Below are 26,381 nucleotides of genomic sequence, written 5' to 3'. Positions count from 1 at the left end.
CAGGCCGGGGAGCGGTGTCGCGAGGGCGTCGCGGCTTAGAGTGGCCGGGAGTGGCTGGGATCCTGATCGAGGCCCGGCTCGGCCCCGATCATATCTCAGACCACAGGCCCTTGCGGCAACCCGTCGCGGCCTGGGGGCCGCTCCTACAGTGATATCGGGGTCGGCGCGACTGCGTCATCCCCATGGCTGCCCCCGTGCCAAAACCCCACCACGGACAACAGGTGCTCGCGGGCGAAGGGCTTGGTGATGAAGTCGTCCATGCCTGCGGCGCGGCAGCGCTCCTCTTCCTCTTTGAGCGCATGGGCGGTCAAGGCAATGATCGGCACCTCGCCCACGGACCCGGCCAGGGCGCGGATACGGCGTGACGCCTCCAGCCCGCACATGACCGGCATGGAGACGTCCATGAGCACGCTGCCGATCGGCTCGCGGCGCACCGCCTCCAGTGCCTCCAGGCCGTTGGCGGCGTTGCGGACCGAGTAACCGGCCTTGGCGAGCGCGGCGGCGGCCACCAGCCGGTTGGTCTTGACATCATCGACCAGCAGGACGGGCAGGTCGCGGCGGGCCGCCGCCCCCGGCAGCCGCGTCGGGCGCACCTGTGCCGCAGCGACCGGCGCAAGTCTGGGTGCTCCCGCCTGGACCTCAAGTTCAAACGAGAAGCGGCTGCCGCGCCCCGGCTCGCTGTCGATTGTGATCCGACCCCCGAGCAGGTGGACAATGCGCTGGGAGATGGCGAGCCCGAGCCCGGCACCCCCGTGGCGGCAGGCGGCCTGGTCCTGGACCTGACTGAACTCGTCGAAGAGCCGGGCCTGGCGGTCCTTGGCAATGCCGATGCCGGTGTCCTCGACCGAGAAGCGCAACCGTCGGCACGCCGCGCCTGGGGACAGGGCCTCCACCCGCAGGCGCACCTGGCCGCTGTCGGTGAACTTGACCGCGTTGCCGGCCAGATTGACCAGCACCTGGCGCAGCCGCAGGGGGTCGAGCAGTACCCGGTCGGGGATCTCGGCCCCCAGTTCGATCTGGAGATCGAGCCCCTTGGCGCGGGCGAGCGGGCGCACCACGGCGACCGCCCGGGCGGCCACTTCGCTCAGCGCCGTGGGCTCCGGATGCAGGGTCAGCTCGCCCGCCTCGATGCGGGAGAGATCGAGCACATTGTCGATCAGTTGCAGCAGGGCCTGGCCCGCCTCGTCCGCCATGGCGAGTTGGTCGCGCTGGTCGGGCAACAGGGTCCAGTCGCGCGTCAGGTCCAGGGAGCCCAGGACGGCGTTGAGCGGTGTGCGCAGTTCATGGCTCATGTGCGCGAGGAAGCGCGACTTGGCGGCGTTGGCCGCCTCGGCCGCCGCGGACGCGGCGCGCGCCTGGGCGGCGGCGGTTTCGGCGGCCTGGCGCGCCTGGTCCAAGGCCTCGTAGCTGGCCTTGAGGCGCTCGGCCATGCGGTTGAAGGCGCGCGCCGTCTCGGCCAGTTCATCGCCGCCCGCAACCGGGACCCGATGATCCAGCCCCCCGCCGGCGATCCCGGTGGCGGCGATCTCCTGGGCGGCCATTTTCAGCGCGCGCAACGAACGGGTGAGATAGCTGCCGAGCAGCAGCGAGAACAGGGCGACCAGCCCGATCTCCAGGAGCGCGATGCCCAGCAGACGCCCGCGCGCCTGGCCGACGAGTTGGACCTGCCCGGCGGTGGAGAGGCCGATCGCGATGCGGCCGAAGCCTGCGCCGGCCTCGCGGATCTCGGCATGGGCATGGAGCACGCCAGCGGCCCCGGCCGGCGCCGCCGTGCCCTCACCGCGTGCGACCAGCAGCCGTCCGTTGCCGGTGACCCGCAGATAGACCACGTCCGGGTTGCGCATCACGGCGTCGGCGAAGGTCTCCAGTGAGGCCAGGTCGTCGGCCAGGACCGCGTCTTTGGCCAGGGTGGCGAACAGATCGGCGGTCGAGTGCGCCCGCTCCGCCAGCGCCTGCGCCTTGGTGGAGGCGAGGTAATCCAGGCTCAAGCCCACCAGCACCGCGAGCAGCACCAGCTCGATCAGGGCGATGCCCAGCACCGTCTTGACGCGAAAGGACAGCCGGGCGAGGAGCGGGGGGCGGGTCTTCATAGTGCCGCGGCGGCCCGGGGCGCCAGGGCCGCCAGGCCGAGCGCCCGGACAGCGTTCCAGTCGGCGTCGGCCGCGGGGGCTATCGCCTTGAACTCGATCGCCTCCACTAGCGCATCGCGGTCCGCGGCCCGACCTCCTGGAGCGGCCCCTGGGCGAGTTGCTGAATCTCGACCGGCGCCTTCTGCGCAAACGTATCGCCCAACGGATGGGCGGCGGGGTCCAGTGCATACCAGGTGGAGGAGACGACGCTGAAGGCGATCCAGAGAAGGTATTTGGGGCCCATGATGTGTGCTCTTTGCAGATTCGCCGGGACTTGGCTTGCAACAGTAAAAGCAATGCCCGTGCCATAGTTGTAACTAGTTATATAACAGTTAGTTGGATTATCGATGTGCCCATTTGGGCAGATGCATTCCAGGAATGCCCCCGATTCTGCGAAGCAGTACACCGCAGTTCGCGGCTTCACCGCGAAAGTCGCGCAGCGGCGCTGTGGGAGTGGCTTGCGCCGCGACGAGCCCGCGCAAGCCGCCGTGGCCTCGTCGCGGCCTGGAGTCCAAGGCTTCAGCCTTGGCGCGCTCCAAGGCTGAAGCCTTGGACTCCAGGGGCTTGGGCCGCGGCGCTTAACTTAACGGCAGTAAGGTACTAGGGCGCCGACACCACAGACATGGAAACCATTCCATAGGAAAAAATCGCACTTGCCTGGTAAACGCTGGCGCCGGAGCGGGCGCGAAGCGCCAAGTCACTGATTTATAGCGATGCTATAATGGCGGTCGGCGGTGCTCACAACTGGCACGCCCCATGCTCTATCTCAGTCAAGCGACCGAGCCGGCAGGACGCCGCACCGGGAAGCCCCCCAAGCACCAGTCCTGGTGCGCGGGTCGGGTGACACGGGTGGCGGGGCCGGATGCGCAACCACGCGCACCGTCATGCAGGTCCGGTAGGTACGCTTCAAACGCACGTCATGTGCATTCGTTTAGACGTTCAGAGGGTTAAGAAAATGGCAAAAGTCGCCAACTCCACCGATTCCTCCAGCCTGGCCGAAGTCGTTGACCGCATCCTGGACAAGGGCATCGTGATCGATGCGTGGTTGAAGGTCTCCCTGGTCGGTATCGAGCTGCTCGCCGTTGAGGCCCGCGTGGTGATCGCCTCCGTCGAGACCTACCTGAAGTATGCCGAAGCGATCGGCCTCACCGCCCCGGCGGCGGCCCCGGCCTGATCCCCTGCCTGATCGAGGTCTTGGGCGAACCCTTCGCCCCGATGGATGCCGCCGCGCTGCGCTGACCAGCCTCGCACGGCGGCATCCGGTGCCGGTTGCGGTGGCGTACCGCGCCGAACCCGCGGTAGCGGCTGGACGCGGACCACCCGCGCCCGGTGCGCTTTCGCAACCTGACACGAGGTGTAGACAATGGGCCGCTTTACCGAAGACATGGGGCGGCTGCGCGACGAGATCGAATCCGAGCGCATGGCCCGCCAAACCCTGATCGCCGACACCCGCCAAGAAGTGACGGACGCCGCACACGCCTTCATCAGTGATTTGAAGAGCAGTGTCGAGACCCTGCAGACCAATTTCCGCGCGACCCATGCCGACATGGCACAGGCCGCACGGGCCGATCGCAACGCCTTCCTGGCCCAACTCGGCGGCACCGTCGCCGACCTCCAGCGCCAGACGGTCACGCTGGTGAACGACCTCGCCGGGGAGCGCAGTGCAGGCCGCCAAGCCTGGCGCGGCGCGGCCTCGACCTCCGCCGCCCCGCCCCCAGCCCGGGCGAAGAGCGACACGGCACCCAAGACCTGGCACCAGCCCCCGACCCAACACAAAGCGCCGGTCAAGGGAGCGGGGAGGGCGCCCAAGGGCGCCTGATCAGCACAACCCGTCCGCGAATTGGACAGGATTAACAGGATTTTTTAGGATTCATCGGATGTTCGGCCGGGGCATTGCAGTAACGGCAGACCCGGTGAATCCTGCGAAGTCCTGTTAATCCTGTCCATTTCCCGTTGCCCCGCCGCGGCCCGCGCCATCTCCGGGACAGCGATGCCGCGCCGGGCGCATCACCCATGGGTGCACGCCCCGACCGGGCCGCGTCAGCCCCCGCGCCGGATGACCCCCGAGACGATCCCCAGGATCTGCAACTCCTCGTGCCGCAGATAGATCGGCTTCATGGCCGGATTGGCCGGCTGCAGCCTGATCCCGTCCGCCTCCACATAAAAGCGCTTGAGGGTCACGCGCTCACCGTTGATCATAGCGACCACGGACTCCCCGTTCTCAGCGGTCTCGCGCTTCTCGATGATGATAATATCCCCGTCCTGGATATGGTCGTCGATCATCGAGTGGCCGCGCACCCGCAAGGCGTAGCTGTTCTTGCGCACCATGTGGCGCGGCACCGTGACCGTTGCACAATCCTGCGGGACATCCACCGGCTGCCCGGCGGCGACATAGCCCAGGAGCGGGATCTCGACGCCAGGCTCGCAGGCCAGCACCAGCGGCTCCAGGGCGGGGTTCCAGGTCGCGTGGCGGGGCTTCGGCAGGATGTAGGCAACATTCGGATGCATGGGCGGCTACCTCGGTGCGGGGGCTCGGTGTGGGGGCGGTCGTTCTCGATCTGTTCTCCGTCAGACTAGCAGAGATTCAGAGAACAGCAAGAGAACTTCAGCCCCATGCGACTCACCCCACGCCAACAGGCGGTCCTGGACGCCCTGCGGGCCGAGGCCGCCGCCCAGGCCCGGCCGCCGACCCTGGTCGGACTCTGCGCGCTGCTCGGCCTGCGCTCGCCCGGATCGCTGCACAAGCACATCCGGGCCCTGATCGCGGCGGGCCTGGTGGAGCCGCTCGACCCGCGTCACCCCGGCATCCGCCTGATCGCGCAAGAGCCCCCCGCCGACACGCTGCCCTTTCTCGGGCGGATCGCCGCCGGCCGCCCGATCGACGCCCTGCCGCAGGCCGAAACCATCCAGGTCCCGCCCCACCTGCGCACCGCCGCGCCCTGCTACGTCCTGCAGGTCACGGGCGATTCCATGTGCGAGGCCGGCATCCTGGACGGCGACTATGTCGTCATCGAGCATCGCCGCAGCGCCGACAACGGCGCCATCGTGGTCGCGCTGATCCGCGGCGAGGACACCACCCTCAAGCGCATCCTCCAAGAACCCGGGCAGGTCACCCTGTTCCCGGCCAACGCCGCCCTCCAACCGCTGCACTTCACGCCGCAGGAGGTCGAGATCCAGGGCGTGCTGGTGGGGCAGATGCGCGCCTATCGCTAGTGCAGCGGAGTCGGTCGGATGGACGAGCGCGGGCGACGTCCACCGAAGCCCGCGCTGCGACGGATATCACCCTGGTTCCGCACGATGGAAAGGCGCGGACCACCGACCGCACCGCGACCGTAGGGTGCGCCGCGCGCACCACGGCGCCAACCGAAACCCTTGCCGCGGCGATCAAACGCGGCCTCTCAAGGTGCGCACGGCGCACCCTACGCCACTGGTCCGCGCAATGGCGTCAGGTGGTACTGGAGGTGGCCGAACGAACAATCGCGGCCGATCGTGCTGCGGCAGGCAATAGGCGCGCCGCCCGCATTGCAGCCCGCTCCCCCCGCCGGATAGCATAGCCGTACCCACCACACCCCCGAGCCCCCGGCCATGGACCGCGACTACCCCGACCCCATCCAGGCCGGCGACGAGCTCACCGTCTCCATGAAGTCGTGCCGTTGCGGCCGTTGGGATCCCGGCCGGTTTGAGAAATGAATATCCAAGAGACGATCGACAAGCTGACAGCCCTTCCCCCGGAACAGCAGGTGGAGGTCCGGAATTTTATCGAGTTTCTCGGTGCTCGTCATTCCGGGCAGGCGCGCGCGCGGCCGTTCGGACCCCTGCGTGACGATCCTTTCGTCGGAATGTGGCAGGACCGCAAAGACATGGCCGATAGCACCGCGTGGGTGCGCGACCTCCGAGCCACGGAATGGGGAGTATGACGGCGTCGGTTCTGGTCGATTCTCTCGTTCCCACGCTCCAGCGTGGGAATGCAGTGCGGGCGCTCCGCGTCCGGTCTGGTTACTGAACTCGGAGCGCCCGCTCTTGCTCCCCTGCTTGCGCGTGGGGAACCGGCAGCATTTAACTCAACGGCATCGGCCTACAGATCGGGCCTGGAGCGGGTCCGGGCTGAATACTCACCCAGGGCTTCCAGAGCAGCCCGAGCGCCGCCGCCAAGCATGCGGGTGCGCCCGTTCTCCTCAGGCCAGTCGCTCCAGCCAGCCCAGTTCAAACTCCACCTCCGCCATCTCCTCCGGCGTCAGCATCATCCCCTCTGCCAGCCGTGTCGTGAGACGCAGCACCAAGGCCGTATCGCCCGGCTGCATGGCGATCGTGATACGGTTGGTCGCTACCTCAAGCCCTAGAAGTCGACTGAGAAAGACCGCCGCGGCACCATGCCCGACCGCCGACACAAAGCCGCCGGCCAGCCGTTCCCGCGCCTGCGCGGGTGTGATGGGACCGGAAAAGCGATAGTCGCCGTAGGCGGTGAGAATGGGCGTATTGAGCAGATAGATGGTCATCGCCTCAACCCTCGAGATGCAACAGCGGGCCGAAGGTCACATAGGTGCCCTGTTCGTGGTTATACAACTGAACGCGGCAGCCATTGCGCAACTCCGCCCCGATGATCGCTGCCACGGCACAGGGTCCGCCATAGAAGAGGTGGATGGCATCGACGCCTTGGCGCATCAGCAGTGCGATCTGTTGCCGCACCTCCAGGACCAGCGACGGCAGGTCCTCCGCCTTGGTGCGTTTGAGGTGATTGACAGACAGGATGCGCTCTGCCGGGATCGCCTTCAGGTCCGGCGACCCCTTCAAAAAGTTCTCAACCTGAGCCCGCATCTCCTTGGCCGGCAGCAGGTCCACGATCAGTACCCCGGGACGCCGCCCCGGCGTTTGCCGCACCGCCTCGAACCACGCCTTATAACGACGCTTGCTGCCCCAGGCGATTTCATACCAGGTCCAGAAGATCGGGATCAGGCTGATGAAGCCCAGGAGCGTCGCTGTCTTGTCGAACCAATCCCACATCATAATCAACCCTTCGGATAGATGAGACACCGTCTCTCCCCCATGCCAGTGGTGGATGACGGCGATAGCGTTCGCCGTAGGAGCGGCCCCCAGGCCGCGACGGGTAGCCGCAAGGGCGCGTGGCCGCAGTGATGATCAAGGCCCGTTATGGCAAGCCGTTCGGCCCCTGGCGGCAGCCTTCCGCCAGAATACGAATATGCTCCGGCTCCAGCGCCAGGCCATAACCGGCGGGACGGCCCGGGCTCACCGCCTGGATGGCATAGACCTCGGCCAGCGGCCCCAGGGACTCCTCCAATTGCTCACGGATACTCGTCATGCGCTGGTGAAAAAAGGCATTGGTCATGGCACCGACGGCCCGCGCGCCCACGGCGGTAACCTCCCGGATGTCCAGGCGCGCCGCCTCGGCCCTGACTATTAACCATATCTCCCATCCCCGACGCCGCGCTGGGCCTCCATCGCCAGCACGAAGTCGGCCGCGCGCTGGAGTCCGATCCAGAGGGTTTGCGGGCCGGGGAAACCGTCGGACTTGCGGTTGAGGAAGCCGCCGAGGCCGGCGATCATGCGCACCATTCGATCCAGCGTGGGTGGGGTGTCGGGCGGGGGCTTGCGCTCGGTGACGATGTAGACGGCGTGCCACTCGGCGGTCTCGAAGACCACGTCGCAAGGCATGTCGGGGCATTCACGTCCGAGCATCGTGAGGAACAGTACTCGCCAGGCGACGATCATGTAGCAGGCGAGCGCCGGTTCCAGACGTTCGCGTTTTTCCAGTTGCAGCTTCTCGATCCGGCAGCCGCTCTTCAGGATGCGGAAATAGACCTCGATTTGCCACCGGCACAGGTACCATTGCAGCTTCTCCAGGGCCTGCGCGGGGGTATCCACGGGCAGGTTGGTGAGCAACAGCCACACCACCGGCTCCTCGCCCGTCGGCGGCGCCGGCTCGCTGGCCAGGAGCGCGGTGATTTCCACCGCGGGCAGGGTGCGATCGGGGCGGCGCGGGGCCGGGAGCGTGATCCGCACAGCCCGCAGTTCTTGATGGACCGTGCGGGCCGTGCACCCATGGCTGGCGGGTCGCTCGAAGGTGGTTGCGGCCAGCACCGGCGCTTCGGCCACCTGTTGACGCAGGGTCTTGCCATCGGCCAGTACCCGGTCGTGCTGGCCGCGGACCAGCCAGTCGGCGGCGGTGTCGGGACAGGGGGCCTCGACAAACAGGTCATAGATGTCGGCCTCACGGTCGGCCACATAGGTCAGGCGGGTGTTCGGAAGTTGCTCGGCCAGTTCGTCGACCTGCCGGTAACCGTCCACCCAGCGCACACTTTCCTTCTCTTCCAGGGCGCGCTTGGGATCTTTGTCCTGCCCCAGGCTGCCGGGCTCACGGACCCACCGGTGGACATTGAGCAGCCCGAGGCACAGCCGCTCGGGAGTCACCGCCAACGTCGGATGCAGATACAGGCCCTGGCGGGTCTCCAGGTTGAGCGGCCCCAGGCCCTGCATGGAAGGTCTGCCGGTATAGTCGAGCTCGCTGGTGTCCTCGATACATAGCACCCGCGGGTGCGCGCCCATCCGCGCGACGGTGCAGGCGATGTGCGGGGCGAGTACGGCCTCGGCGGTGACCGCATCATGGTCGAACAGGCGATAGGCCGCGCGGGTTTCGCGCCAGCCACCGCAGGCGGCGGGAATGCTCACCGTGGGTTTCTCCCCGAGCTTGGCCAACACCCGGCGCGCGCGCCGGTTCAGACGTTGATCGCCCAAGTCGATGCCGTCGAGCTCGGCGGCCAGGGCGCTCATGCGACCCCCAGCAGGGCGCGGAAATCCGCCGCCAGCGGATAGACATAGAGCGCCTTGCGCGGCAGCGCCGCCTGGTGGGTGCGGTCGCATTTGCCGCGCCCCGCGGTCTCGCCAAGATAGCGCCAGTTGGCCGCGCGGTAGCAGGTACCACGAAACCGGGGCGTCTCCACAAAGGTCTCCAACAGGACCGGGCGCTCGCCATAGCGCGCGGCGAAGTCCTCGCCGACCCGCGCGGCGGCCAGTGCCAAGACCTTGGAGGCGAGGTTCTTCACCTGCACCCAGGGCAGGATGAGAAAGCGGGCGTTGTTGAGCACGCGTCCCAGATGGGCCTCACGGGCGGGGCGCTCCCAGCCGATCCAGCGGTCGCGCGCCGCGACCTTCCAGGCCGCCGCCCCGAAGCCGAGCGCACCCAAGAGCCCGTGATCCGACTGGATCAGATAGCGCAGTTGCGCACCGGGCAGCGGCGTGTAGCCCAGGTAGTGCCAGCGCTCGATCAGCCCGTTCCACAGCCGCGAGGCGCTCCGATCGGCGACCGGCGCCAGGCGCAGACCGCTCAGTTGCCCGACCGATCCCGCCAGCGGCTGCTCGCTCGGCCAGGCACTCGGTTGCTTCACCAGGCCGCGACCGTTACCGTTGCCGTTGCGCGCCGCCGGCAGTTCGATCAGCCCCGCACGGTGCAGGCGCAGCAGTCCCACCCGGCAACTCATCAGCTTCGGGCGGCCCAGGGTGTCATGCCACCCCAGCGCCGCACAGACCCGTCGCGCCACCTCGGCGCGCAACGGCGGGGCGGCGGCGTCGATGGCCCGCCGAATCGTCTCCAGGTCCGCCGCACTCAGCGGCCGTCCGCACAGCTTGCCAACACGTGCCTCGGTCATCTACCTTTGCCCCATCGCTCGCGATGGGAACGAATTTCACCAGCTTTGCTGCTCTGTGTCCAGCACCGGCGCCGCGCGCCGGCCAGCCGAGATGTGGGTAATAGTCAGGCCCCAGGTATCCGTGGGTGAGTACGTTTCGGAAGCCGGCGATGGCGCGCCAGGGCACCCCCGGTTCCGCTGTCTTGAGCGAATCGCTCAGGCGTTGCGTCGACTCTGCGAGCGTTTGCAGGTTGCGGACAACCGCGTCCTGCACCAGCCGGGAGGCGATAAAGATGGACCGGTCACCGCCGGTATATTCCACGATCCGCTCAATGCACTCGCGGATGTGGGCAAGCAGCACGCGGTCCGCGTCGCGGGCGGGCTTCATAGCAGCGTTGCCTCCCGTAAGATCCCCTCACGCACGGCGGGATGCAGTCCGGCCTCGGTGACGACGTCGACCTTGCGCTGCATCAGGTCCTGGACGTCCATCAGCAGGCTGCCGAGCGCAAGGCCGCTCGTTCCCGGGGGCAGCGAGACCAGGAGGTCGATGTCGCTGTCGGTATCGGCATCGTCGCGTGCCATAGAGCCGAAGACCCTGACCCGCTCGATGCCGTAGCGAGCGGCAATCGACCTTAGTTGTTCACGGTGGCTTTCAATCAGAGGGTTCATGGTGTTTCTCCCGGATTCATTCGCCTGCGGTACGTCCCTGCCGCGCCAGGAATTCCGCGACGGCGAGCGCGTTTTCCAACCAGTCGATGCGGTCCTTGGGTTGCAGCAGGGCGAGCGCCGTGAGCCGTCGCGCCAGGTCGGGAACATCGTGGTTGGTTGCGGTCTTGCCCTCGCTTTGGCGCGTCAGTTGGTAGGCCAAGAGTTGCTCCAGCATGGCGCCGTTGCCGTCCGGCTCCGGCAGGTCCTTGAGCCATTCCAGGCTGTTGTAGACGGCGCGGCGCGAAACCGCCGGGTCGGCCAGGAAGTCCCGTAGTGCACACAGCAGCGCGACCGGCTCGCCCTCGCCCCATTTGGCTGTGAACTGGCGCGTCCCGCCGGAACGCTTGATCAGGGAGAGACAGAAGGCATCGCGTCCGCCCTCGTTCTTCGCCCGGGACTCGGCCAATCGCAGTTCCCGCAGGACGGCGCCCAGCGGTGCCTGGTGGTGTGCGATGACCGCACCGGCACTGGCCGTGGCCGCCGTGCCCATCAGGCGCATCAGCCGGCCGCGCAGCAAGGCGAAACCATCGCGCAATACCAATCCGGTCCGATCACCGGAGACTTGATCGGGATCGTTGCCGGAGTAGGCCCACCGCAGACGCTGCATGGCCGGAAACAGGTCGGCCACCGGCAGCATAGCCAGCACGTCGTCCCCGCCGGCATAGATCACCCGGCCGCGAAATTCCGTCTCGATGACCTGGGGCACCAAAGTGAGCGAGAAGTCGTTCAGCGCCCCCGAGATCGCCAGGTGACGGTTGGGCGAAAGGGCGCGCGGGGCTCCAGCATAGGCTTGCAGGAGCGGTTGGCGGCTGGCGTGCGCGTCGAACCCGGCGCGCACCCGGGGGTGGAAGCCGTCCCGGTAGGAGCGGCCCCCGGCCGCGACGGGGCCTGGCAAAGGCGGCTGTCCGGAATCGGGATCAAGACCCTTCGGTCCGTCCCCCGACAGCCAGGCGCCCATGCGGTCGCCGTCCAGGAGCAGCAAGGAATAGTAGGTCTCCAGCCGGCCGCTCCGGCCCAGTAACGTGTCTTTCACCAGACGGCGCAGCCGTTCGGCCTCCTGCGGCTCATCCAGGTCTGCGGCCCGCTCCAGCAGCCCGGCCAGCCGCCTGGCGATGGCGAGTGCCGGCTTTCCCTGGTGGTCGCGCAAGAGCCGGCGCGGCAGCGCGACCGGTTCCGGGTCATACCTGGCGAGCGCGTCGGCGCAGCCGTCTGCCAGACAGGCGCCGTTGTGCAGCCACCGGTCGAGTTGATGGCTGAGCGCCATGGTGTGGGTGGAAACCACGAAGCGCCGGAAACCCTTCCCACCCAGGGCCCGCGCCACTTCCTCGGCGAACAGGGTCGGCCAGAGGCGCTTGATCGCGGACAAGGCACCGAGATGCTCACCCTTTTTCGCCCAGGCCGGCTGCCGCTCGGCGATCTTCGCCCACAAGGTGTCGGTCTGACGCCGGTAGGACTGGCACAACTGAGCCGGCTCAGTGGTGAGCCACTCGGTCTCACCGGTAAGCGAGCAGCGCCATCCCGTCTGCTCGGTCTGGTCGAATGAACGGACGGACTTGGCCGCTGCCAGCACCCGTTCGGCCAGGTCATAGACGGCCGGGTAGAGGACCCCCGGATTCGGTGAAAAGAAGGTGGTGTTGTCCGCCCAGACGGTTTCCCGCTGAAGCACCTGCCAGGCGGGGCTGGCCAGGAAGCCGCAGGGTTGGCCCGGCTCGACACCGAAAAAGGGTGCCATGGCCGCGGAGAGGGCCGTCGTGTCCAGGTCGGTCTGGCGCGCCGGGTTGCGGGGGCGGATCAGGGAGAATGGCACCACGGCCCAATGGACTTCCGGGAAGCCCGCAAGTTGATCCCGCAGTTGCCGATGGCAATGGGCCTCGCCGGGTGTTTCAAGTCCGGCCTCTGTCAGCAGCCGATCCACAACAGTCTTGCCGCATCCGAGCAGCCAACTCCGCACCCGTTCCTCCACCTGCCGCGCCAGGGCCTCGGCCCGGGCGCGCGGCACCACCGCCACGAAGCGATTGGGCAGGGCGGCGGTGAAGAGCGGGTTGCCGTCGGTGGCGCCGCGGGTCCAGTCGCAATCGGTAAAAAGGGCCGGCGGCAGGCCACAGTCATCGCGTAGCCACAGGTCTACCTGGGGCACACCGCGCAGTCGCGGGAACAGGATGGCATCGGGTCCCAGTTCCTCACACAGGGGCCGCATCGCCTCCCAGGCCAGGCGCGCGAGCAGGTGCGAGCCAGCCCACAGGTCGGAGGTCGAACGCGCGGCGGCGATGAAGGGCTGGACCGGACCGATCGACAGGGTGAGGAGTGCCGCCTCACCGTCCGGGTCGGCACCAAAGGCGCCGGCGAAGGCCGAGGTGAGGTCCAGGTGGTCCCAGATGCTGTGGTCGGGCACCCGGGTGTCGGCCGGGAGCACCTTCCACAACTCGCCCAGCTTGCCGAAGTCCTCCTCCTCCCGCAGTTCCGGGCCGAAGCGCCAGCAGGCGAGCAGGGTGCGTTGCCAGTCCACCTGATCGCCGTGCCGCAGCACCAGGCTGGCGAAGTGCTGGAGACTGCGCGACTTGATGTCTTTGAGGTCCGTGTCCTTAAGGCCGCCGTGTCGCCCGAGGTCGAATTCGGCGCCGGTCAGCGGATGGATCAACACCGGATACTTGGCCCAATTCACCTGAGCCCAATCAGCGACCTTGAGCGTTTTCTGGACGCCGGAGCGGGTCGTCACGCTGATTTCTTCCAAGGGCCACTGGGGACGATCCGCCGCCGCGGCCCACCAGTCCGCGCGGCGCAGGGTTTCGTATTGCTCTCGCGGGACGCCCTGGGTAAAGACCGCGCCGTGCAGCGCCGGGCTGTCCGCGGAGCCGATGGCCTCGGCGGCGAGGGGGGCCCGGCTGAGGAATCGTTGCAGGGCGCGGCAGGTACCGCCCTCGTGCCCGGCCGGATCACGCAGGAGCACGAGAGACTTCTCCGCCGGGTCATGCAGACGGGCGTGGAGTTTCAGTTGCCAGAAGGTATTGTCGTCCATGGGTTCGCTCTCAGACTGAGGTGCGGGTGAGGGTTGTGGCCGGCTGCTGGTCCAGAAAGGTGTGGACGCGCTGCCAGACATCTTCGATAGCCGCCCGGTCGGGGCGGAAGCGGGCCGTCGCGGTATCCGGCGGGAGACAGGGCACATGGAAGATCAGGCCGCGCAGTTTGCCATCTGCGCAGGGGCGGACCTTGAAGCGCAGGCTGTTGGGGAGACGGGCGTTGCCCCAACTGGAAACCGAGTGGTTGGTGACCGGGTAGCTCAGCCAATGGCGAGACTCGGGCTGCCGGGCGCCCTTGCCGGTGGTGAACTTGAACAGGGTGCGCAGGCCGATCTTGATCTCCGCCAAGTGCCGCATGACCGTCTTCCAGTCTTGGCAGGCTTCCGTCTGCCAAATGAGCGGACCGGACGCATCCCGGCCGATGGCGTGGGGCCAGTCGAGCGCGAGTGCTTCACGCCAGGGGCGGACCAGGCTCGGATCCAGCGCGGCATCAATGATAGGTGTCGCGTCGTCGGCAGGCACCAGCGAGAAAGAGCCCCAGCCGTTACGGCTGCGGCCACCGAGGGTGCCGTAATGGTTCATCAGGACGAGCGCCGTTGCGAGGCGTGGAGCCTCACGCTCGGCAAGGCCGGCGTTCCGCTGTCCGTCTAACGCCATCCTCAGGACGGTAAAATCGCCTGCCGCAATCGCGGTTCGCTTTCCGGCCAGCTTGGTTCCGCCCCTGCCATCCAGAGGCCCGAATCCCAGATAGGCGTGGGGACCGACTTGAAAGCCAGTCTGTTTCACTTCCGGGTGGTTTACCGGCTGCTGCTCAAGCCCTTGCCAGGATCTCAGCTTTCCTTCTGTCCATTGATCCAGGCGCAGTCGCAGCAGACTGCGGCAAGAATCTCCACCATCGGCCGCGGCCCCGAAGAGCTGACCCTCGTCGGCCCGCATCGTCGCCACGAGGCCAGACTCGCCATGCCGTCCCGCCGCGTACACCGCCCGCCACCATTGCCGCAACAGTGCCTTGATCGGCGGGGTGCGCCACTGTCCCGCCTGCTCGGCGTTGCCGAGGAAGGCCGGCGTTGGAAGCGGATGCGATAGGCGAGTCGGTTCATGACACGGGTTCCTCAACTGTGCTGGTCGTGCCCCACGGGCGTGTCGGATAGGGGCGGCCCCGGCCGAGACGGACGGGATGTGCGGACGCGGCCGACGGGATCGTTGCGGGGCTCGTCGCGGCCGGGGGGCCGCTCCTACCGGGGGCGAGTGGTCGCCGGGTGCGGGCCGCATGATGGCATGGCCCGCCGGCGGGTGGGCGATCGGAAAGCTTTTCGGCGGGCCGGGTCCTCACGCGGCGTCGTCCACCGCCGCGAGCCGATAGGCCCCAAGCCCAAACGCAGTGCCCTTGCCGACATGGGTCCATTGGCCGGCCCAGAGCACGGGCCAGACCTCGGCCAGGGCGGGGCCTTGGATGGTCAGTTCCCCGAGCAGGCCGCCCAGTTGCATCAGGCTGCCCTGGCGGGAGGAGTAGCGGGTCCAGTCGTGCCAGCGCAGGCGGCAGTCGTGCAGGGCCAGGCCGTCCATGAGGGGTGCGGCCCGCGACCACTCGAAGGGCTGCGGCTGGCCGCCATAGAGGGCCGCGAGACGCTGCAAGCGAATGTGGAGCGGGTGGCACAGGTCGGTCAGGGTGAAGTCGCGGGGTGCGATGAAATGGCCGTCGCGTTTGATGCGCAGGGGGGTGCTGATGTGCATTCGGACCGCACCCGGGGCCGGCGGCGCTGGGGGGGTGAGGGGGGCCGCTGGTTGCTGCTGGTACTGACCGGTTCCGGGGTCGTAGACCTGGACCCAGGTGTCCGACCCGGGGGCAGACTCCCGGTGCAGGGCGGCCACCGCGAAGCGGCCATGATCCCGGCCGATCCCAAGCTGACCGGCGTTCGCCAGGGCGTGAATCAGGTAGGGGGCCTGGTCGATGGCCGTGCCGAGCAGGGTGATGCCGAGGTCGAGGTGGTCGCCCGTCGCGTGGTGCCGGGGCGCCCGGGGGTCGATGTCGAGCACATAGGGGTGGGGCAGGGCGCTGAATCCGGCGCTGTCATGACCGGGCGGGGGCGGGGTCTCGAACAGGAGGGAGTAGCAGCAGGCATGGGTCAGGAGGCACCCGGCACAGGTCGGCTGGCGGGTGACACAGACGGTGCGGCGCAGCCCGTGGCCGAGTAGCCCGCGCCAGGCGGAGCCCGCGTACTCCGGCAGTTCGATGGGGTCCAGGGCACGCAACCGGAAGCGCAAGCGCGCTATTGCCGGAAAGCCGGCGGGGGCTACTCGACCCCGATGATCGTCTTCGCTCATGTCGGTCCTCGATCCGTCAAGTCCACTGCTGCGCGTCCAGGTGTCCATCACCCCCATGCGGCTGACACATGCGATGGCGGGAACTACCCTGTGTATCAGTCTCCATAATAACCCGAATTCGACTGCGCTGGACGTCGCCCCCGTGCCGCCGGCTCAGTCATCCAGGGCAGTGAGTTCCTGCGCCAGTTCCCCCACCCCGATGGCCTCGATCCCGTCGCCCTTGGGGTAGCGCTCCTGCCCGGCGTAGACCAGGAAGGCGCGGTCCGGATTCAGATCGGCCAGGGCGGTGCGCAGGCCGGGTTCGACCTTGGGGGCCAGGCCGCGTTTGATCTCGATGGCCCAGAGGCGGTTGCCGGGCAGTTCCAGTACCAGGTCGACCTCGGCGCCGGTGGCGGTCCGATAGAAGCTCGGTTGGGAGCGCTCGGGGGCGGCGCGCAGCAGGGTCTCGATGACGAAGCCTTCCCAACTGGCCCCGCACACCGGGTGGCCAAGCAGGTCGTCCAGGTCGTCCAGGCGCAGGAGGGTGTGGACCAGGCCGCTGTCGCGGACATAGACCTAGAGTGCGCCCGCGGCGGCCGGGCAGGCGCGGGCCAGGGTGGTCTTGCCGACCTGGCGGGGTCCGAGCAGGGCAACCGCGGGGAATTGGCACAGGCGCTGTTCCAGGCGGTTCTGAAGTATGCGGGGGATCATGGTTGCAATTGTGGAGTGCGATGCCGGATTTGCAAGTTCTATGGTCCGCGCAGCGGACCCTACGGGTGGTCCACGCGGTTCCGGGGACAGTGCACTTGATTCGCAGGCCAGGGGCTGCCGGACAGTATCAGCAGGCCAAGGCGTCGGTCGGCCGCGATCAGGCCCGCGGGCGCACCACGGTCACCGCGCAGGGGGCATAGGCGAGTACCCGGCGGGCGATGGAGCCGACCAGCCAGCGCTAGAACAGGGTGCGTCCGCGGTGGCCGACGATGTGGTCGATGCCATGGCCCTCGGCATAGCCCACGAGCAGCCGCGCGATCATGGCTCAGAGGCCGATCCGCCCCGTTGACGGGCACCCGTCATACCCTGAAAACACTTGCCGCACGGCGCCGGACCGGGGAGACTCGCGCCCTGACCGGGCCCTGGGGCCCGGTATTTCCGCGGCACGCCCGGCGCGACGCGACCTGACCGGCAGACCCATCCATGGCAATCCGACCCAGTCCCGGCCCCGCGGCCTGGGACCCCTTCAGGCACCGCGCCTTTACCCTGCTCTGGGCCGCCACGGTGGTCTCCAACATCGGCACCGGGATGAACACCGTGGGCGCCGGCTGGCTGATGACGACCCTGGCCCCGGACCCCTTGACGGTGGCCCTGGTGCAGGTGGCGACCACGGCCCCGGCCTTTCTGCTGGCGCTGCCCTCCGGGGCCCTGGCGGACATCTTCGACCGCCGCAAGCTCTTGCTCGCGGTCAACGCCGCCATGGCCCTGGTGGCGGCCGTCCTGGCGGTCCTGGTCGGGCTCGGGCGGATGAACGCCGTGCTGCTCCTGTGCTTCACCTTCCTGCTGGGCGCGGGCGCGGCCTTCATCACCCCGGCCTGGCTGGCCATAGTCCCGCAACTGGTGCCGCGGGCGATCCTGGGTCCGGCCATCGCACTCAATTCCATGGGGGTCAATGTCAGCCGCGCCATCGGTCCGGCCGTGGCGGGGGCCCTGATCGTCTGGCTGGGCTTTGCCGCACCCTTCACCGGCAATGCCCTGAGCTTCCTGGTGATCGTCGCGGCCCTGGCCTGGTGGCGGCCGGCCGCCGCGGCCGGCTCGGCCCTGCCGGCCGAGGGCCTGGGGGAGGCCCTGCGTAACGGCCTGCGCTACGCCCTGCACAGCGCGCCGCTGCGGGCGGCCCTGGTGCGCGGGGTCGCCTTTTTTCTCTCCGCCAGCGCCTATTGGGCGCTCCTGCCGGTCATCGCCAAGACCTCACTTGGGGGCGGCGCCAGCCTCTATGGTGTGCTGATGGGCTGCGTGGGGGCCGGGGCAGTGCTCGGTGCCCTGCTGCTGCCGCGGGTGCAGCCGCGCCTGGGCCCCGACGGCACCGTCACCGCCGGCAGCCTGGGGACCGCCCTGGTGCTGGCCGCCTTTTCGCTGATCGCCAATCCCTATGCGGCGGCGGCCGCGTCCCTGCTCGCGGGCGTCTCCTGGATCTTCGTGCTGTCGAGCCTCCAGGTCGCGGCCCAACTGGCGCTACCCAACTGGGTGCGGGCGCGCGGTTTGTCGCTGTTCCTGACCCTGTTCTTCGGCACCATGGCCCTGGGCTCGGTGATCTGGGGCCTGATTGCCTCGGAGCACGGGGTCGACGAGGCCCTGCTGATCGCCGCCGGACTGGCCCTGCTGACGCTGGCCGCCACCTGGCGGGTCAGGGTGGGGCAGGGTGAAGCCTTGGACCTGGCGCCATCGATGCATTGGCCCGCGCCCCTGGTCCGGCTGGACACGCCGCAGGAGCGCGGCCCGGTCATGACGATGATCCAATACCATATCGAGCCCGCGGCCGTTGCGACCTTCCTGACCCTGATGGCGGAGCAGGCCCAGGCGCGGCGCCGTCTCGGGGCCGTCCACTGGTGGATCATGGAGGACGTCACCGCGCCCGGTCTTTACGTCGAGTATTTCGTCGAGGGCACCTGGCTCAGCCACCTGCGCCACCACGAGCGGGTCAGTGGGGCGGACCGACTGCTCCAGGGGCGTATCTGGGCCCTGCATCGCGGTCCCCAGCCGCCGCTGGTGCGCCACCTGCTGGCGCCGCCGGCGGTCGGAACGGGGACGGGTTGATCGAAGGGCCTTGATGATCATCGTTAACAGGAGCCATCGATATGAACGGGTTTTTCAGCGCGATCGTCAACTATTTCAGAGGCGTTGAACGGCTGGGTCCCGGCCTGCGCCTCTTTTTTGCCGTGTCCGGGACCATCTTGTGGACGGGCATCTGGCTCACCGGGTTCGGTGTGGTGCATTGGGTGCTGTATATTCCCCCGATCTCGTTCACCTTTGCCGTCATCACGCGGATCTGCCCCGGCAAGATTCTCTCGGAGATGATCGTCAAGTCGCTCGCGCCGCTGTTTCCGCCCAAGCCGAACGAGGCCTGAGCGACCGCAATCAGGAGCGGCCGGTGCCGGGCGAACGCTCCGAAGTGACCCTTCCGGCGCGGGCACGGTATTGGCGCGCCGTCCGGTCACGGCATTGCGCAACCAACCTGTTTGCGTATCGATGAGCCCGGACCGACCCGTTTCATCTACGAATCCGACCGCATCATCGCCTGTCTCAGCGAGCAGTACGGTTCGGCCCGGCCCTGACTGGTCGTGCGCTCGTGCCCGCGCGGGGTCGGTGGGTGCATCGGTCCGCACAGCGGACCCTACGGGAGCAACCGCGGTGCTGGGGTCGTAGGGTCCGCTGTGCGGACCATGTTCAGGTCCCCGCGCGACCCGTCGCGGCTGAAGCCGCTCCCACAGGGTCGCTGGGCGACTGTCGCGGTCCTGGGCTTGATCATGGAGGGGACGGGGGCACCTGGACCCTGGCGCTTGAGGTGCGCGGGGCTGCCCCCAGCTTCGGGGGCCTTGTCCAGTCCTCCCTCACGCCCATCCACAACCGGAGCCCATTGATATGCATCGGACCCATGCCCCCCGAGCCTCTTCCCATCTGCTGCTCGCCGTGGCGCTCGCGCTGCCCGGGGCGGCCTTCGCCTACGGTGAGAAGGACGCGATCCGCGACTGCGAGAGCCGCATCCGCAGCGAATACAAGTTGAGCGACCTGCGCGACGCCAGCGCGGAACGTCTGAGCGACACCGCGCTGCACTTCAAGGTGCGGGGGCTCACCAAGGTCGACGGGGACAAACACCCCTGGACCTGCGAGGTCAAGAACCGCCATGTGACCGCCGCCGAGTACAGCGGGCCTAGACCCAAGGGCCTGGGGACGGCCGAGAAGCTCGCCATCGGCGCCGCCGCGGTGGTCGCCGGCGGGGTCGCCGTCAACGAGATGAACAAGCACGGGGCTTCCAGTCAGACCACCGCTGGGGCGGGCGGCGCCAAATCGCTGCAGGACCTGGTCGGGGCGCGCGGGAGCAGCGGCGAGACGGAGTTGGGGCAGCGCGGCTACAAATATGTCAAGGGCGAAAAGGGCGGCGGCAGTTCCTACACCAACTGGCGCAAGGGCTCCCAGTGCGTCATCGTTCGCACCACCAACGGGCGTTACGCCTCGATCGTCGATGCGCCTATGCCTGACTGCCGGTAACCCCGTGGTTCGCGTCCGGGGTGCGACACGGTGCCCCGGGCGTGCGTATTCCAGGATTGCGCGGGGGATGTCGCCCCGGTTGGCCGGCTGCGCTGTCGCTTGTCAACCCTGCGGCCGGCCCGCCCGCGGCGGGCCTGGTACCGCAAGATGAAAATGCTCCGACCATTGGGCGCAGCGCGCCCGTAGGGTGCGCTGTGCGCACCTTCCAACGCTGCGGTTGAGCGAAACGTCTCGAGCCTGGGCCGACGCCCCGGTGCGCGCGGCGCACCCTACGGGTACACGCTTTTGCCAAAGGGCCGCGTATTTCCATCCGGGTGTACTAATTTCCGAACCAGCCGACGTTGTTGCTCCAGCGGTTGGCGTTGTTGTAGTCGCTACGGCGGTTGCTGTTGTAGTAGCCGTTGCCGTTATTCTGTCGGTTGCTGTTGTAGTAACCGTTATCGTAGTTTTGGCGATTATTGTTGTAATAGCCGTTGCTGTTGTTGCGGCCGTTGTCGTTGTAGTAACGGTTGCCATTGTTGTCATTGTTCGGGGTGATGATCCGCCCGATGAGCCCGCCGGCCGCGGCCCCGCCCAGGGTGCCGCCCAGACCCCCATTCGTGAGCGCCGCGCCGGCGACGCCGCCGATGCCGGCGCCCGCCAGGGTGTTCTGGTCCTGCTGGGACATACCGGCACAGCCGGCCAAACCGATCAGTGCGGCGACGGCTGCCAGGCCGCGGACGAATCTCTGTTGCGCTCTCATGTGATGTGCTCTTATTGCGTGCGGGGGATCGGACTGCCGGGGCAGGCCGATTGAATCGGCGATTCAAGGCGCCCCGGCAGGCGTTCTCAAGATACGGCGGCTCATCAAGGGTGACGATGCAGTGGGCCGTCGCTTGGCCTGAAAGACAGCTTATCGCGCGGGACGGGCGGTGGTCGGTACGGTTGCACGCATAGCATCTCCTATTCTTCTTCGTGTCTTTGCGCCTTTGTGAGAGAATTCCTATACTTCCAGGCGCCTGGTTACGAACCCAAGGCGGCAACCCGTCGCGACGGATGGCACCCTGGAGTGACCGGAAGCGTGATCAGCCGAGAGGTTTATTCGTGCCGCAGCGCCTCGATCGGGTCCATCCGCGCCGCGCGTCGGGCCGGGAAATAGCCGAACAGCACGCCGATGGCGGCGGCGAAGACGAATGAGAGCACATTGATGGTGGGATTGAACAGATAGGGGACGCCCATCGCGCCGGCCAGGGCGATGGAGGCGCCGGTGGCGATGACGATGCCGATGAGCCCGCCGAGTGCGGCCAGGACCACCGCCTCGATCAGGAATTGCAGGAGGACCTCGCGCTCCAGGGCGCCGATGGCCAGGCGCAGACCGATCTCGCGGGTGCGCTCGGTGACGCTGACCAGCATGATGTTCATGATGCCGATGCCGCCCACCAGCAGGCTCACCGCGGCGACGGCGCCCAGCAGGGTGGTCATGACCCGGGTGGTGCCGGACAGGGTCTCGGCGAGCTGCTGGGTGTCGAGCACGTTGAAGTTGTCGTCGTCACCCGCGGTGAGTTTGCGGCGCTCGCGCAGCAGTTGGGTGAGGCTCGCCTTGAGCCGCGTGCTGTCGGTGCCGTCCTGCATCGACACCAGCAGGGTGGAGACCTTGAGGCTGCCGGTGACGCGCCGCTGAAGCGTGTGCAGCGGCACCAGCACCGTGTCGTCCTGGTCGTTGCCCATCGCCGCCTGGCCCTTGGAGGCGAGCACACCGATGACCTCGCAGGAGAACTGCTTGATACGCAGTTGCTCGCCCAGGCCGCCGGCGCCGACCGCCCCGCCGAAGATCTCGCGCCTGACCGTCTCGCCGATGATGCAGACGGCGGAGCCCGCGCTCTGGTCCTCGTCCGTGAAGGTGCGCCCGCTCGCGAGCTTCCAATTGCCGGTGGTGAACCAGGCGTTGGTGCTGCCGGTGACGTTGGTGGCCCAGTTGCGTCCGTTGCCGATCACGGTGACGCCGGCGCGGCCCTCCGGGGCCGCCGCGGCGATGCCGCCGAGCTCCGCCATGATCGCCTGCGCATCGCCCTCCTTGAATCCAGGGATACCGGCGCCGCCGCCGCCGCCGGGCCCCTGGCGCTGGCCGAGCCGGATCATCAGCAGGTTGCTGCCCAGTCCCGCGATCTGGGTCTGTACCGCCTGAGTGGCGCCGTTGCCGAGTGTGACCATGGTGATGACGGCGGCGACCCCGATGACGATCCCCAGGATGGTCAGGAAGGAGCGCAGCAGGTTGCGGCGGATCGAGCGCAGGGCGAGCCCCAGGGTGTTGGACAGCAGCATCAGCGGCGCGCCTGCGGTGATTCCAAGATCCACAGATGGACACAGATGAACACAGATGTCGTTTGAACTGTCATGCGCTTATCTCTAAGTCACCGAAGAATCGGTGTTCATCTGTGTTCATCTGTGGATGACTGCTCTTTCCGGGGTGATGGGTTCGGTGCGACCGGGTGCGGGTTGGGTGCATCACTGTCGATCCGCCCATCGACGAAGTGCACCAGGCGCCGCGCATAGGCGGCCATGTCGGGCTCGTGCGTGACCATCAGGACCGTGATGCCGTGGTCCGTGTTCAGGGCGCGCAGCAGGTCCATGATCTCCTGGCTGCGCTGGGTGTCGAGGTTGCCGGTGGGTTCGTCGGCCAGGAGCACGGCCGGTTCGGTGACGATGGCGCGGGCGATGGCGACGCGCTGCTGCTGCCCGCCGGAGAGTTCCGCCGGGGTGTGGTGCTCCCAGCCGCCCAGGCCGACGGAGCGCAGGGCCCGGGCGGCGGCCGCGTGGCGCACCGCGGCGCTGTCGCCGCGATAGACCAGCGGCAGTTCCACGTTCTCCTGCGCCGAGGTGCGCGCCAGCAGGTTGAAGCCCTGGAACACGAAGCCCAGGTAGCGGCGGCGCAGCCGCGCCCGCTGGTCGCGCGACAGGTCCTCGACATGGGCGCCCAGGAACAGGTATTGGCCGGAACTGGGGGTGTCCAGACAACCCAGGATGTTCATCGCGGTCGACTTGCCCGACCCGCTGGGCCCCATGATCGCGACGAACTCGCCGGCCCGGATGTCGAGTGTGATGCCCTTGAGCGCCAGCAGCGCGACCGCGCCGGTCCCGTAGACCTTGGTCACGCCGCGCAGGTGGATCAGCGGGGCGCCGGCGGCGATCGGGGCCGCGGTGCGTGCCGGTCCTGGTGACGCGCTCATTTCGCGGTCACCGCCTTCTGGTCGGTGATTACCTGCATCCCGGCCTGCAGGTCACCCCCGGTGATCTCGGTCAGGCGGCCGTTGCTGATGCCCGGCGTCACCGCCACCGCCACGGCGGTGCCGTCGCCGCCGGACGGCAGCACCCAGACCTGGCGGGCCGCGGCGGTGCTGGCGCCGAGCGCCGCGGACTTGCGGGCGGTCCTGGCCGGTCCGCGCGGGATCAGGCTGGCGACAATGCCGGTAGCAGGCGCGGCCCGGCCGGCACCCGCGGCGGTCGGGGTGAAGCGCAGCGCGCTGTTGGGTACCAGCAGCACGTCGTTACGCTCGGTCGCGGTGATGGTGGCGGTGGCCGTCATGCCCGGGCGCAGGCTGAGATCGGCGTTGTCCACCGCCAGATAGGTGAGATAGGTGACGACATTGTCGGTGATGGTCGAGCCGAAGGCGACGCGGGTGATCCGCGCCGGATACTTGCGCGTCGGGTAGGCACTGACGGTGAAGGTGGCGTCCTGGTTCACCTTGACCGAACCCACGTCGGCCTCGTCGACATAGACCTGAAGGCGCAGTTGCGCCAGGTCCTCGGCCAGGGTGAACAGGGTGACGGCCTGGAGCGAGGCGGCCACGGCGTTGCCGGGGTCGACGTTGCGCGTCAGCACCACGCCGTCGGTCGGGGCTCTGATGGATGCCTTCGACAGATTGATGCCGTCGGTAGACAGGGCCGCCTGGGCGTCATCGACACTGGCGCGGGCGCTGGCGGCGTCGGCGAGCGCCCGCTCCAGGGTCGCCTGGGCGACCTCCAGTTCGGTCTTGGACGGCACCTTGCCGCCGGACAGCCGGGCGACCTCCTGAAGTCGGGTCAGGCTCGCCTGTGCCTCCTTCACTGTCGCCGCCGTCTGCGCGACCTTCGCAATCGTCACGGCCAGCGCGGCCCGCGCGCGCAGGACCTGGTCCCGGGCCTTGGCGGTGTCCAGTTCGACCAGCACCTGGCCCTTCTTGACCTGGTCATTGACATCGACATTGACCTTGAGAACGGTGCCCGAGAGTTCGCTGCCGATGTTGATCGAGCGGGTCGGCTGCAGGGTGCCGTTGGCGGTGACGGTCAGCGTCAGGTTACCGCGCGTGACCGGCTCAGTGGTGTAACCGGGGGCCGCGCTCGCCTCCTTGTGCGCCTGCCAATACCAGACCCCGGCGCCCGCCAGGGCGAGCAACAGGACGCCGGCCCAAAGCGCGCGGCGGCGGTACCAGGGCGGCGCCGCGGGCTCGTCGAGCAGGGTGGCGAGGTCGATCGCGGATTCGCTTTCGCGGTCCGGGCCGAGCGGCGGCATGACGCTGGTGGATGGGGGAGGGGTGTTCATGATCGGGGCCTGGGGTCCGGCTTGCGCCGTTGTCGTTGTCGTTGTCGTAATCGAGCTTATCGTCGTGCCCCGGATTCTCTCGCACCCCAAATCGCTTCGCTTTTCCGATTGCGACAACGATTACGACAACGACAACGATTGTGCCTGTGTTTCGCTTGTCTCTCTGACCGTCAGTCTGGCTGCCAACCGCCGCCGAGCGCCTTGTACAGGCGAACATGGTCGGCGCTGAGATCCGCCCCGCCTGCGGCCAGGCCTTCCTGGGCCGTGAGCTGGGTGCGCTGGGTGTCGAGTACGGTCTGGAAGTCGACCACCCCGCCGCTATAGCGCTGGCGCGCCAGCAGCGCGGCGTTGCCGGCCGCCGCCGCGGCGAGTTGCAGGTGGGTCAGGCGCTCGCGATCACCAGCGAGCGCGACCAGCGCGTCCTCCACGTCCTTGAGTGCGTTGAGCACCGCCGCCTTGTAGGTCGAACCCGCCTGATCCAGCGCCGCCTGCTGGGCCCGCACCTGGGCGCGCAGGGTCCCGCCGTCGAAGATCGGCAGGGTCACGGCGGCCAGCAGTACGCTGACCACCGAGGCGCCATGGGTCAGCCCGGCCAGGGTCAGGGCGTCGAGCCCCAGCGAGCCGCTGATCGTGAAGTTGGGCGCGCGCGCCGCGTTGGCCTGCGCCACCCGCGCCATGGCCGAGCGCATCGCCTCCTCCGCGGCCCGGACATCGGGCCTTTGCCGCAGGGTTTCGGCCGGAAAGCTCAGGACCAGGCCCGGCGCGGCCTGCGGCACCGGACCCACCGCGGCCAGCACCGCTGCCAAGGCCGCGGGCGGGCGGCCGGTCAGCACCGCCAGAGCGTACCGGGACTGTGCGATGCCGGTCTGGATGGTCGGCACGAGGGCGCTGGTCTGCTCGGTCTGGGTGAGCGCCTGCTCGGCCTCCAGCGAGGTGGTCAAACCGGCCTGCAGGCGCCAGCGCGTGATCTGCAGGGTCTCGCGTTGGGTCGCCAGGTTGTCATCCGCAATCGCGAGCAGGGCTTGGGCGTTACGCAGTTGGATGTAGGCGAGCGCCACCTCCGCGGCGATCGACACCTGCACGTCGCCCAGGCTCGCGGCACTGGCGCGGGCAGTCGCCGCGGCGGCCGCCAGGGCACTGCGGTTGACGCCGAAGATGTCGAGCTCCCAACTCGCGTCCAGTCCGACCTGGAATCGCTCGCCGGTACTCTTGCCGCCGACATTGCCGTGCTGGGCCGAGGCCGCGCCGTCCACCGTGGGCCACAGCGCGCCCGCCGCGACATCGCGCAGCGCCCGGGCCTGCCGCAGCGCCGCCTGGGCCCCTTGGACATCGGTGTTCGCCCGCAGGGCGTCCGTCACGAGGGTGCTAAGCAGCGGGTCGTCGAAGCGCGACCACCAGTGCGCGAGCGATGTTCCGCCGGTCCGAACCGCGGCCGGGTCGCCGGACCAGGCGGCCGGTACCGCGACCGCGGCGCCGGGCGGTACCCCAACCGTCGCGCAACCGCATAGTGCGAGCAGCAGGGCGCCCGCGAGGCCGGGGTTTACGATTGGATGCATCGGGTCCTGGCGGCGCTCAGTATCGAGTCAAGAACGCAAATCTAATCGGCGTCGTTGTCGTTGTCGTTGTCGTAATCGTTGTCGAAATCGGAGAACCGATGCGATTTAGGGTGCGAGAGAATCCGGTCCATTACGATAACCTCGATTACGACAACGACAACGACAACGACAACGACAGCGACAACGACGCGAAAAGCGTGCGCTAAAGG

At 68.3% G+C, this 26,381-nt stretch carries 27 protein-coding genes; 7 read left to right on the top strand and 20 right to left on the bottom strand.

The genetic code is table 11. The features are described 5' to 3' along the window. Positions 1-143: 143 nt before the first annotated feature. The gene (locus tag THSYN_RS15400; protein ID WP_100919919.1) at positions 144-2,090 is read right to left on the bottom strand and encodes an ATP-binding protein; all 1,947 of its coding nucleotides are present in this window, start codon (positions 2,088-2,090) and stop codon (positions 144-146) included. 106 nt (positions 2,091-2,196) lie between these two features. Next, entirely contained in the window at positions 2,197-2,373 is a 177-nt protein-coding gene (locus tag THSYN_RS33945) for a hypothetical protein (RefSeq protein WP_157817707.1), read from the bottom strand. Between the two features lie 711 nt (positions 2,374-3,084). On the opposite strand from THSYN_RS33945, the gene gvpA reads away from it, so the two are divergent. Together gvpA and THSYN_RS15390 are read left to right on the top strand one after the other, a co-directional pair. Then, positions 3,085-3,303 carry a gas vesicle structural protein GvpA gene (gene gvpA / locus THSYN_RS15395; protein WP_020503491.1) on the top strand — a complete coding sequence of 73 codons (219 nt, stop codon included), beginning with the start codon at positions 3,085-3,087 and terminating at the stop codon, positions 3,301-3,303. Between the two features lie 189 nt (positions 3,304-3,492). Beyond that, complete coding sequence (locus THSYN_RS15390) at positions 3,493-3,948, top strand: hypothetical protein (protein WP_236848574.1); 456 nt, start codon at positions 3,493-3,495, stop codon at positions 3,946-3,948. A 221-nt stretch (positions 3,949-4,169) separates the two neighbouring features. Here THSYN_RS15390 and lexA (THSYN_RS15385) read toward each other — a convergent pair whose 3' ends face one another. Next, positions 4,170-4,637 (bottom strand): transcriptional repressor LexA, encoded by a 468-nt coding sequence (lexA, locus tag THSYN_RS15385; RefSeq protein WP_100919918.1) that lies wholly within the window; start codon positions 4,635-4,637, stop codon positions 4,170-4,172. A 105-nt stretch (positions 4,638-4,742) separates the two neighbouring features. Between lexA (THSYN_RS15385) and lexA (THSYN_RS15380) the strand changes: the two genes are divergently transcribed. After that, on the top strand, positions 4,743-5,342 hold the full coding sequence (gene lexA, locus THSYN_RS15380; protein ID WP_100919917.1) for a transcriptional repressor LexA: 600 nt from the start codon (positions 4,743-4,745) through the stop codon (positions 5,340-5,342). A gap of 473 nt (positions 5,343-5,815) precedes the next feature. Next, on the top strand, positions 5,816-6,046 hold the full coding sequence (locus THSYN_RS15375; protein ID WP_100919916.1) for a DUF2281 domain-containing protein: 231 nt from the start codon (positions 5,816-5,818) through the stop codon (positions 6,044-6,046). Between the two features lie 258 nt (positions 6,047-6,304). Here the strand turns inward: THSYN_RS15375 and THSYN_RS15370 are convergent, their stop codons facing one another. The 12 genes from THSYN_RS15370 to THSYN_RS36685 form a co-directional block, all read right to left on the bottom strand. After that, positions 6,305-6,625, bottom strand: coding sequence for an STIV orfB116 family protein (locus THSYN_RS15370; protein WP_100919915.1), 321 nt, complete (start codon positions 6,623-6,625; stop codon positions 6,305-6,307). Between the two features lie 4 nt (positions 6,626-6,629). Further along, a complete protein-coding gene (locus THSYN_RS15365; RefSeq protein ID WP_157817706.1) occupies positions 6,630-7,160 on the bottom strand; it encodes an SAVED domain-containing protein in 531 nt (176 codons plus the stop codon). A 115-nt stretch (positions 7,161-7,275) separates the two neighbouring features. After that, a complete protein-coding gene (locus tag THSYN_RS15360) occupies positions 7,276-7,497 on the bottom strand; it encodes a hypothetical protein (RefSeq protein ID WP_100919913.1) in 222 nt (73 codons plus the stop codon). 47 nt (positions 7,498-7,544) lie between these two features. Next, positions 7,545-8,915, bottom strand: coding sequence for an IS4 family transposase (locus THSYN_RS15355; protein WP_100919912.1), 1,371 nt, complete (start codon positions 8,913-8,915; stop codon positions 7,545-7,547). After that, entirely contained in the window at positions 8,912-9,736 is an 825-nt protein-coding gene (locus THSYN_RS15350; protein ID WP_418219941.1) for a DUF4338 domain-containing protein, read from the bottom strand. The genes THSYN_RS15355 and THSYN_RS15350 overlap by 4 nt, the downstream gene beginning before the upstream one ends. Continuing rightward, a complete protein-coding gene (locus tag THSYN_RS37320; protein WP_418219888.1) occupies positions 9,645-10,157 on the bottom strand; it encodes a HepT-like ribonuclease domain-containing protein in 513 nt (170 codons plus the stop codon). Before THSYN_RS37320 ends, THSYN_RS15350 begins: the two co-directional genes overlap by 92 nt. Next, positions 10,154-10,438 carry a nucleotidyltransferase family protein gene (locus THSYN_RS15340; protein ID WP_100919911.1) on the bottom strand — a complete coding sequence of 95 codons (285 nt, stop codon included), beginning with the start codon at positions 10,436-10,438 and terminating at the stop codon, positions 10,154-10,156. Before THSYN_RS15340 ends, THSYN_RS37320 begins: the two co-directional genes overlap by 4 nt. 16 nt (positions 10,439-10,454) lie before the next feature. Beyond that, complete coding sequence (gene cas10, locus THSYN_RS15335) at positions 10,455-13,493, bottom strand: type III-B CRISPR-associated protein Cas10/Cmr2 (protein WP_100919910.1); 3,039 nt, start codon at positions 13,491-13,493, stop codon at positions 10,455-10,457. A 10-nt stretch (positions 13,494-13,503) separates the two neighbouring features. Next, a complete protein-coding gene (locus THSYN_RS33940) occupies positions 13,504-14,439 on the bottom strand; it encodes a DEAD/DEAH box helicase family protein (RefSeq protein WP_157817705.1) in 936 nt (311 codons plus the stop codon). A 384-nt stretch (positions 14,440-14,823) separates the two neighbouring features. After that, a complete protein-coding gene (gene cas6, locus THSYN_RS15325) occupies positions 14,824-15,819 on the bottom strand; it encodes a CRISPR system precrRNA processing endoribonuclease RAMP protein Cas6 (RefSeq protein ID WP_157817704.1) in 996 nt (331 codons plus the stop codon). Positions 15,820-15,972: 153 nt separating this feature from the next. Then, a complete protein-coding gene (locus THSYN_RS15320; protein WP_236848955.1) occupies positions 15,973-16,314 on the bottom strand; it encodes a DUF4143 domain-containing protein in 342 nt (113 codons plus the stop codon). 60 nt (positions 16,315-16,374) lie between these two features. Continuing rightward, the gene (locus THSYN_RS36685) at positions 16,375-16,509 is read right to left on the bottom strand and encodes an ATP-binding protein (RefSeq protein WP_172965293.1); all 135 of its coding nucleotides are present in this window, start codon (positions 16,507-16,509) and stop codon (positions 16,375-16,377) included. A 483-nt stretch (positions 16,510-16,992) separates the two neighbouring features. Here THSYN_RS36685 and THSYN_RS15310 point away from each other — a divergent pair, with 483 nt between their 5' ends. From THSYN_RS15310 to THSYN_RS15300, 3 genes are all read left to right on the top strand, one after another. Further along, positions 16,993-18,606 carry an MFS transporter gene (locus tag THSYN_RS15310; protein WP_100919906.1) on the top strand — a complete coding sequence of 538 codons (1,614 nt, stop codon included), beginning with the start codon at positions 16,993-16,995 and terminating at the stop codon, positions 18,604-18,606. A gap of 41 nt (positions 18,607-18,647) precedes the next feature. Further along, complete coding sequence (locus THSYN_RS15305; RefSeq protein WP_100919905.1) at positions 18,648-18,917, top strand: hypothetical protein; 270 nt, start codon at positions 18,648-18,650, stop codon at positions 18,915-18,917. Between the two features lie 514 nt (positions 18,918-19,431). Then, positions 19,432-20,058, top strand: a complete 627-nt coding sequence (locus THSYN_RS15300) for a hypothetical protein (protein WP_100919904.1) — start codon at positions 19,432-19,434, stop codon at positions 20,056-20,058. A 319-nt stretch (positions 20,059-20,377) separates the two neighbouring features. Here the strand turns inward: THSYN_RS15300 and THSYN_RS35350 are convergent, their stop codons facing one another. From THSYN_RS35350 to THSYN_RS15275, 5 genes are all read right to left on the bottom strand, one after another. Next, a complete protein-coding gene (locus THSYN_RS35350) occupies positions 20,378-20,800 on the bottom strand; it encodes a hypothetical protein (protein WP_216644538.1) in 423 nt (140 codons plus the stop codon). Positions 20,801-21,135: 335 nt separating this feature from the next. Further along, complete coding sequence (locus tag THSYN_RS15290) at positions 21,136-22,359, bottom strand: ABC transporter permease (protein ID WP_100919903.1); 1,224 nt, start codon at positions 22,357-22,359, stop codon at positions 21,136-21,138. A 107-nt stretch (positions 22,360-22,466) separates the two neighbouring features. Then, the gene (locus THSYN_RS15285) at positions 22,467-23,264 is read right to left on the bottom strand and encodes an ABC transporter ATP-binding protein (protein ID WP_100919902.1); all 798 of its coding nucleotides are present in this window, start codon (positions 23,262-23,264) and stop codon (positions 22,467-22,469) included. After that, positions 23,261-24,616 (bottom strand): efflux RND transporter periplasmic adaptor subunit, encoded by a 1,356-nt coding sequence (locus THSYN_RS15280; protein ID WP_100919901.1) that lies wholly within the window; start codon positions 24,614-24,616, stop codon positions 23,261-23,263. The genes THSYN_RS15285 and THSYN_RS15280 overlap by 4 nt, the downstream gene beginning before the upstream one ends. Before the next feature lie 170 nt (positions 24,617-24,786). Then, on the bottom strand, positions 24,787-26,172 hold the full coding sequence (locus tag THSYN_RS15275) for an efflux transporter outer membrane subunit (protein ID WP_100919900.1): 1,386 nt from the start codon (positions 26,170-26,172) through the stop codon (positions 24,787-24,789). Positions 26,173-26,381 lie beyond the last annotated feature (209 nt).

Source organism: Candidatus Thiodictyon syntrophicum, assembly GCF_002813775.1.
GTDB lineage: Bacteria > Pseudomonadota > Gammaproteobacteria > Chromatiales > Chromatiaceae > Thiodictyon > Thiodictyon syntrophicum.
This window is presented reverse-complemented; position numbering and strand designations above follow the sequence as displayed.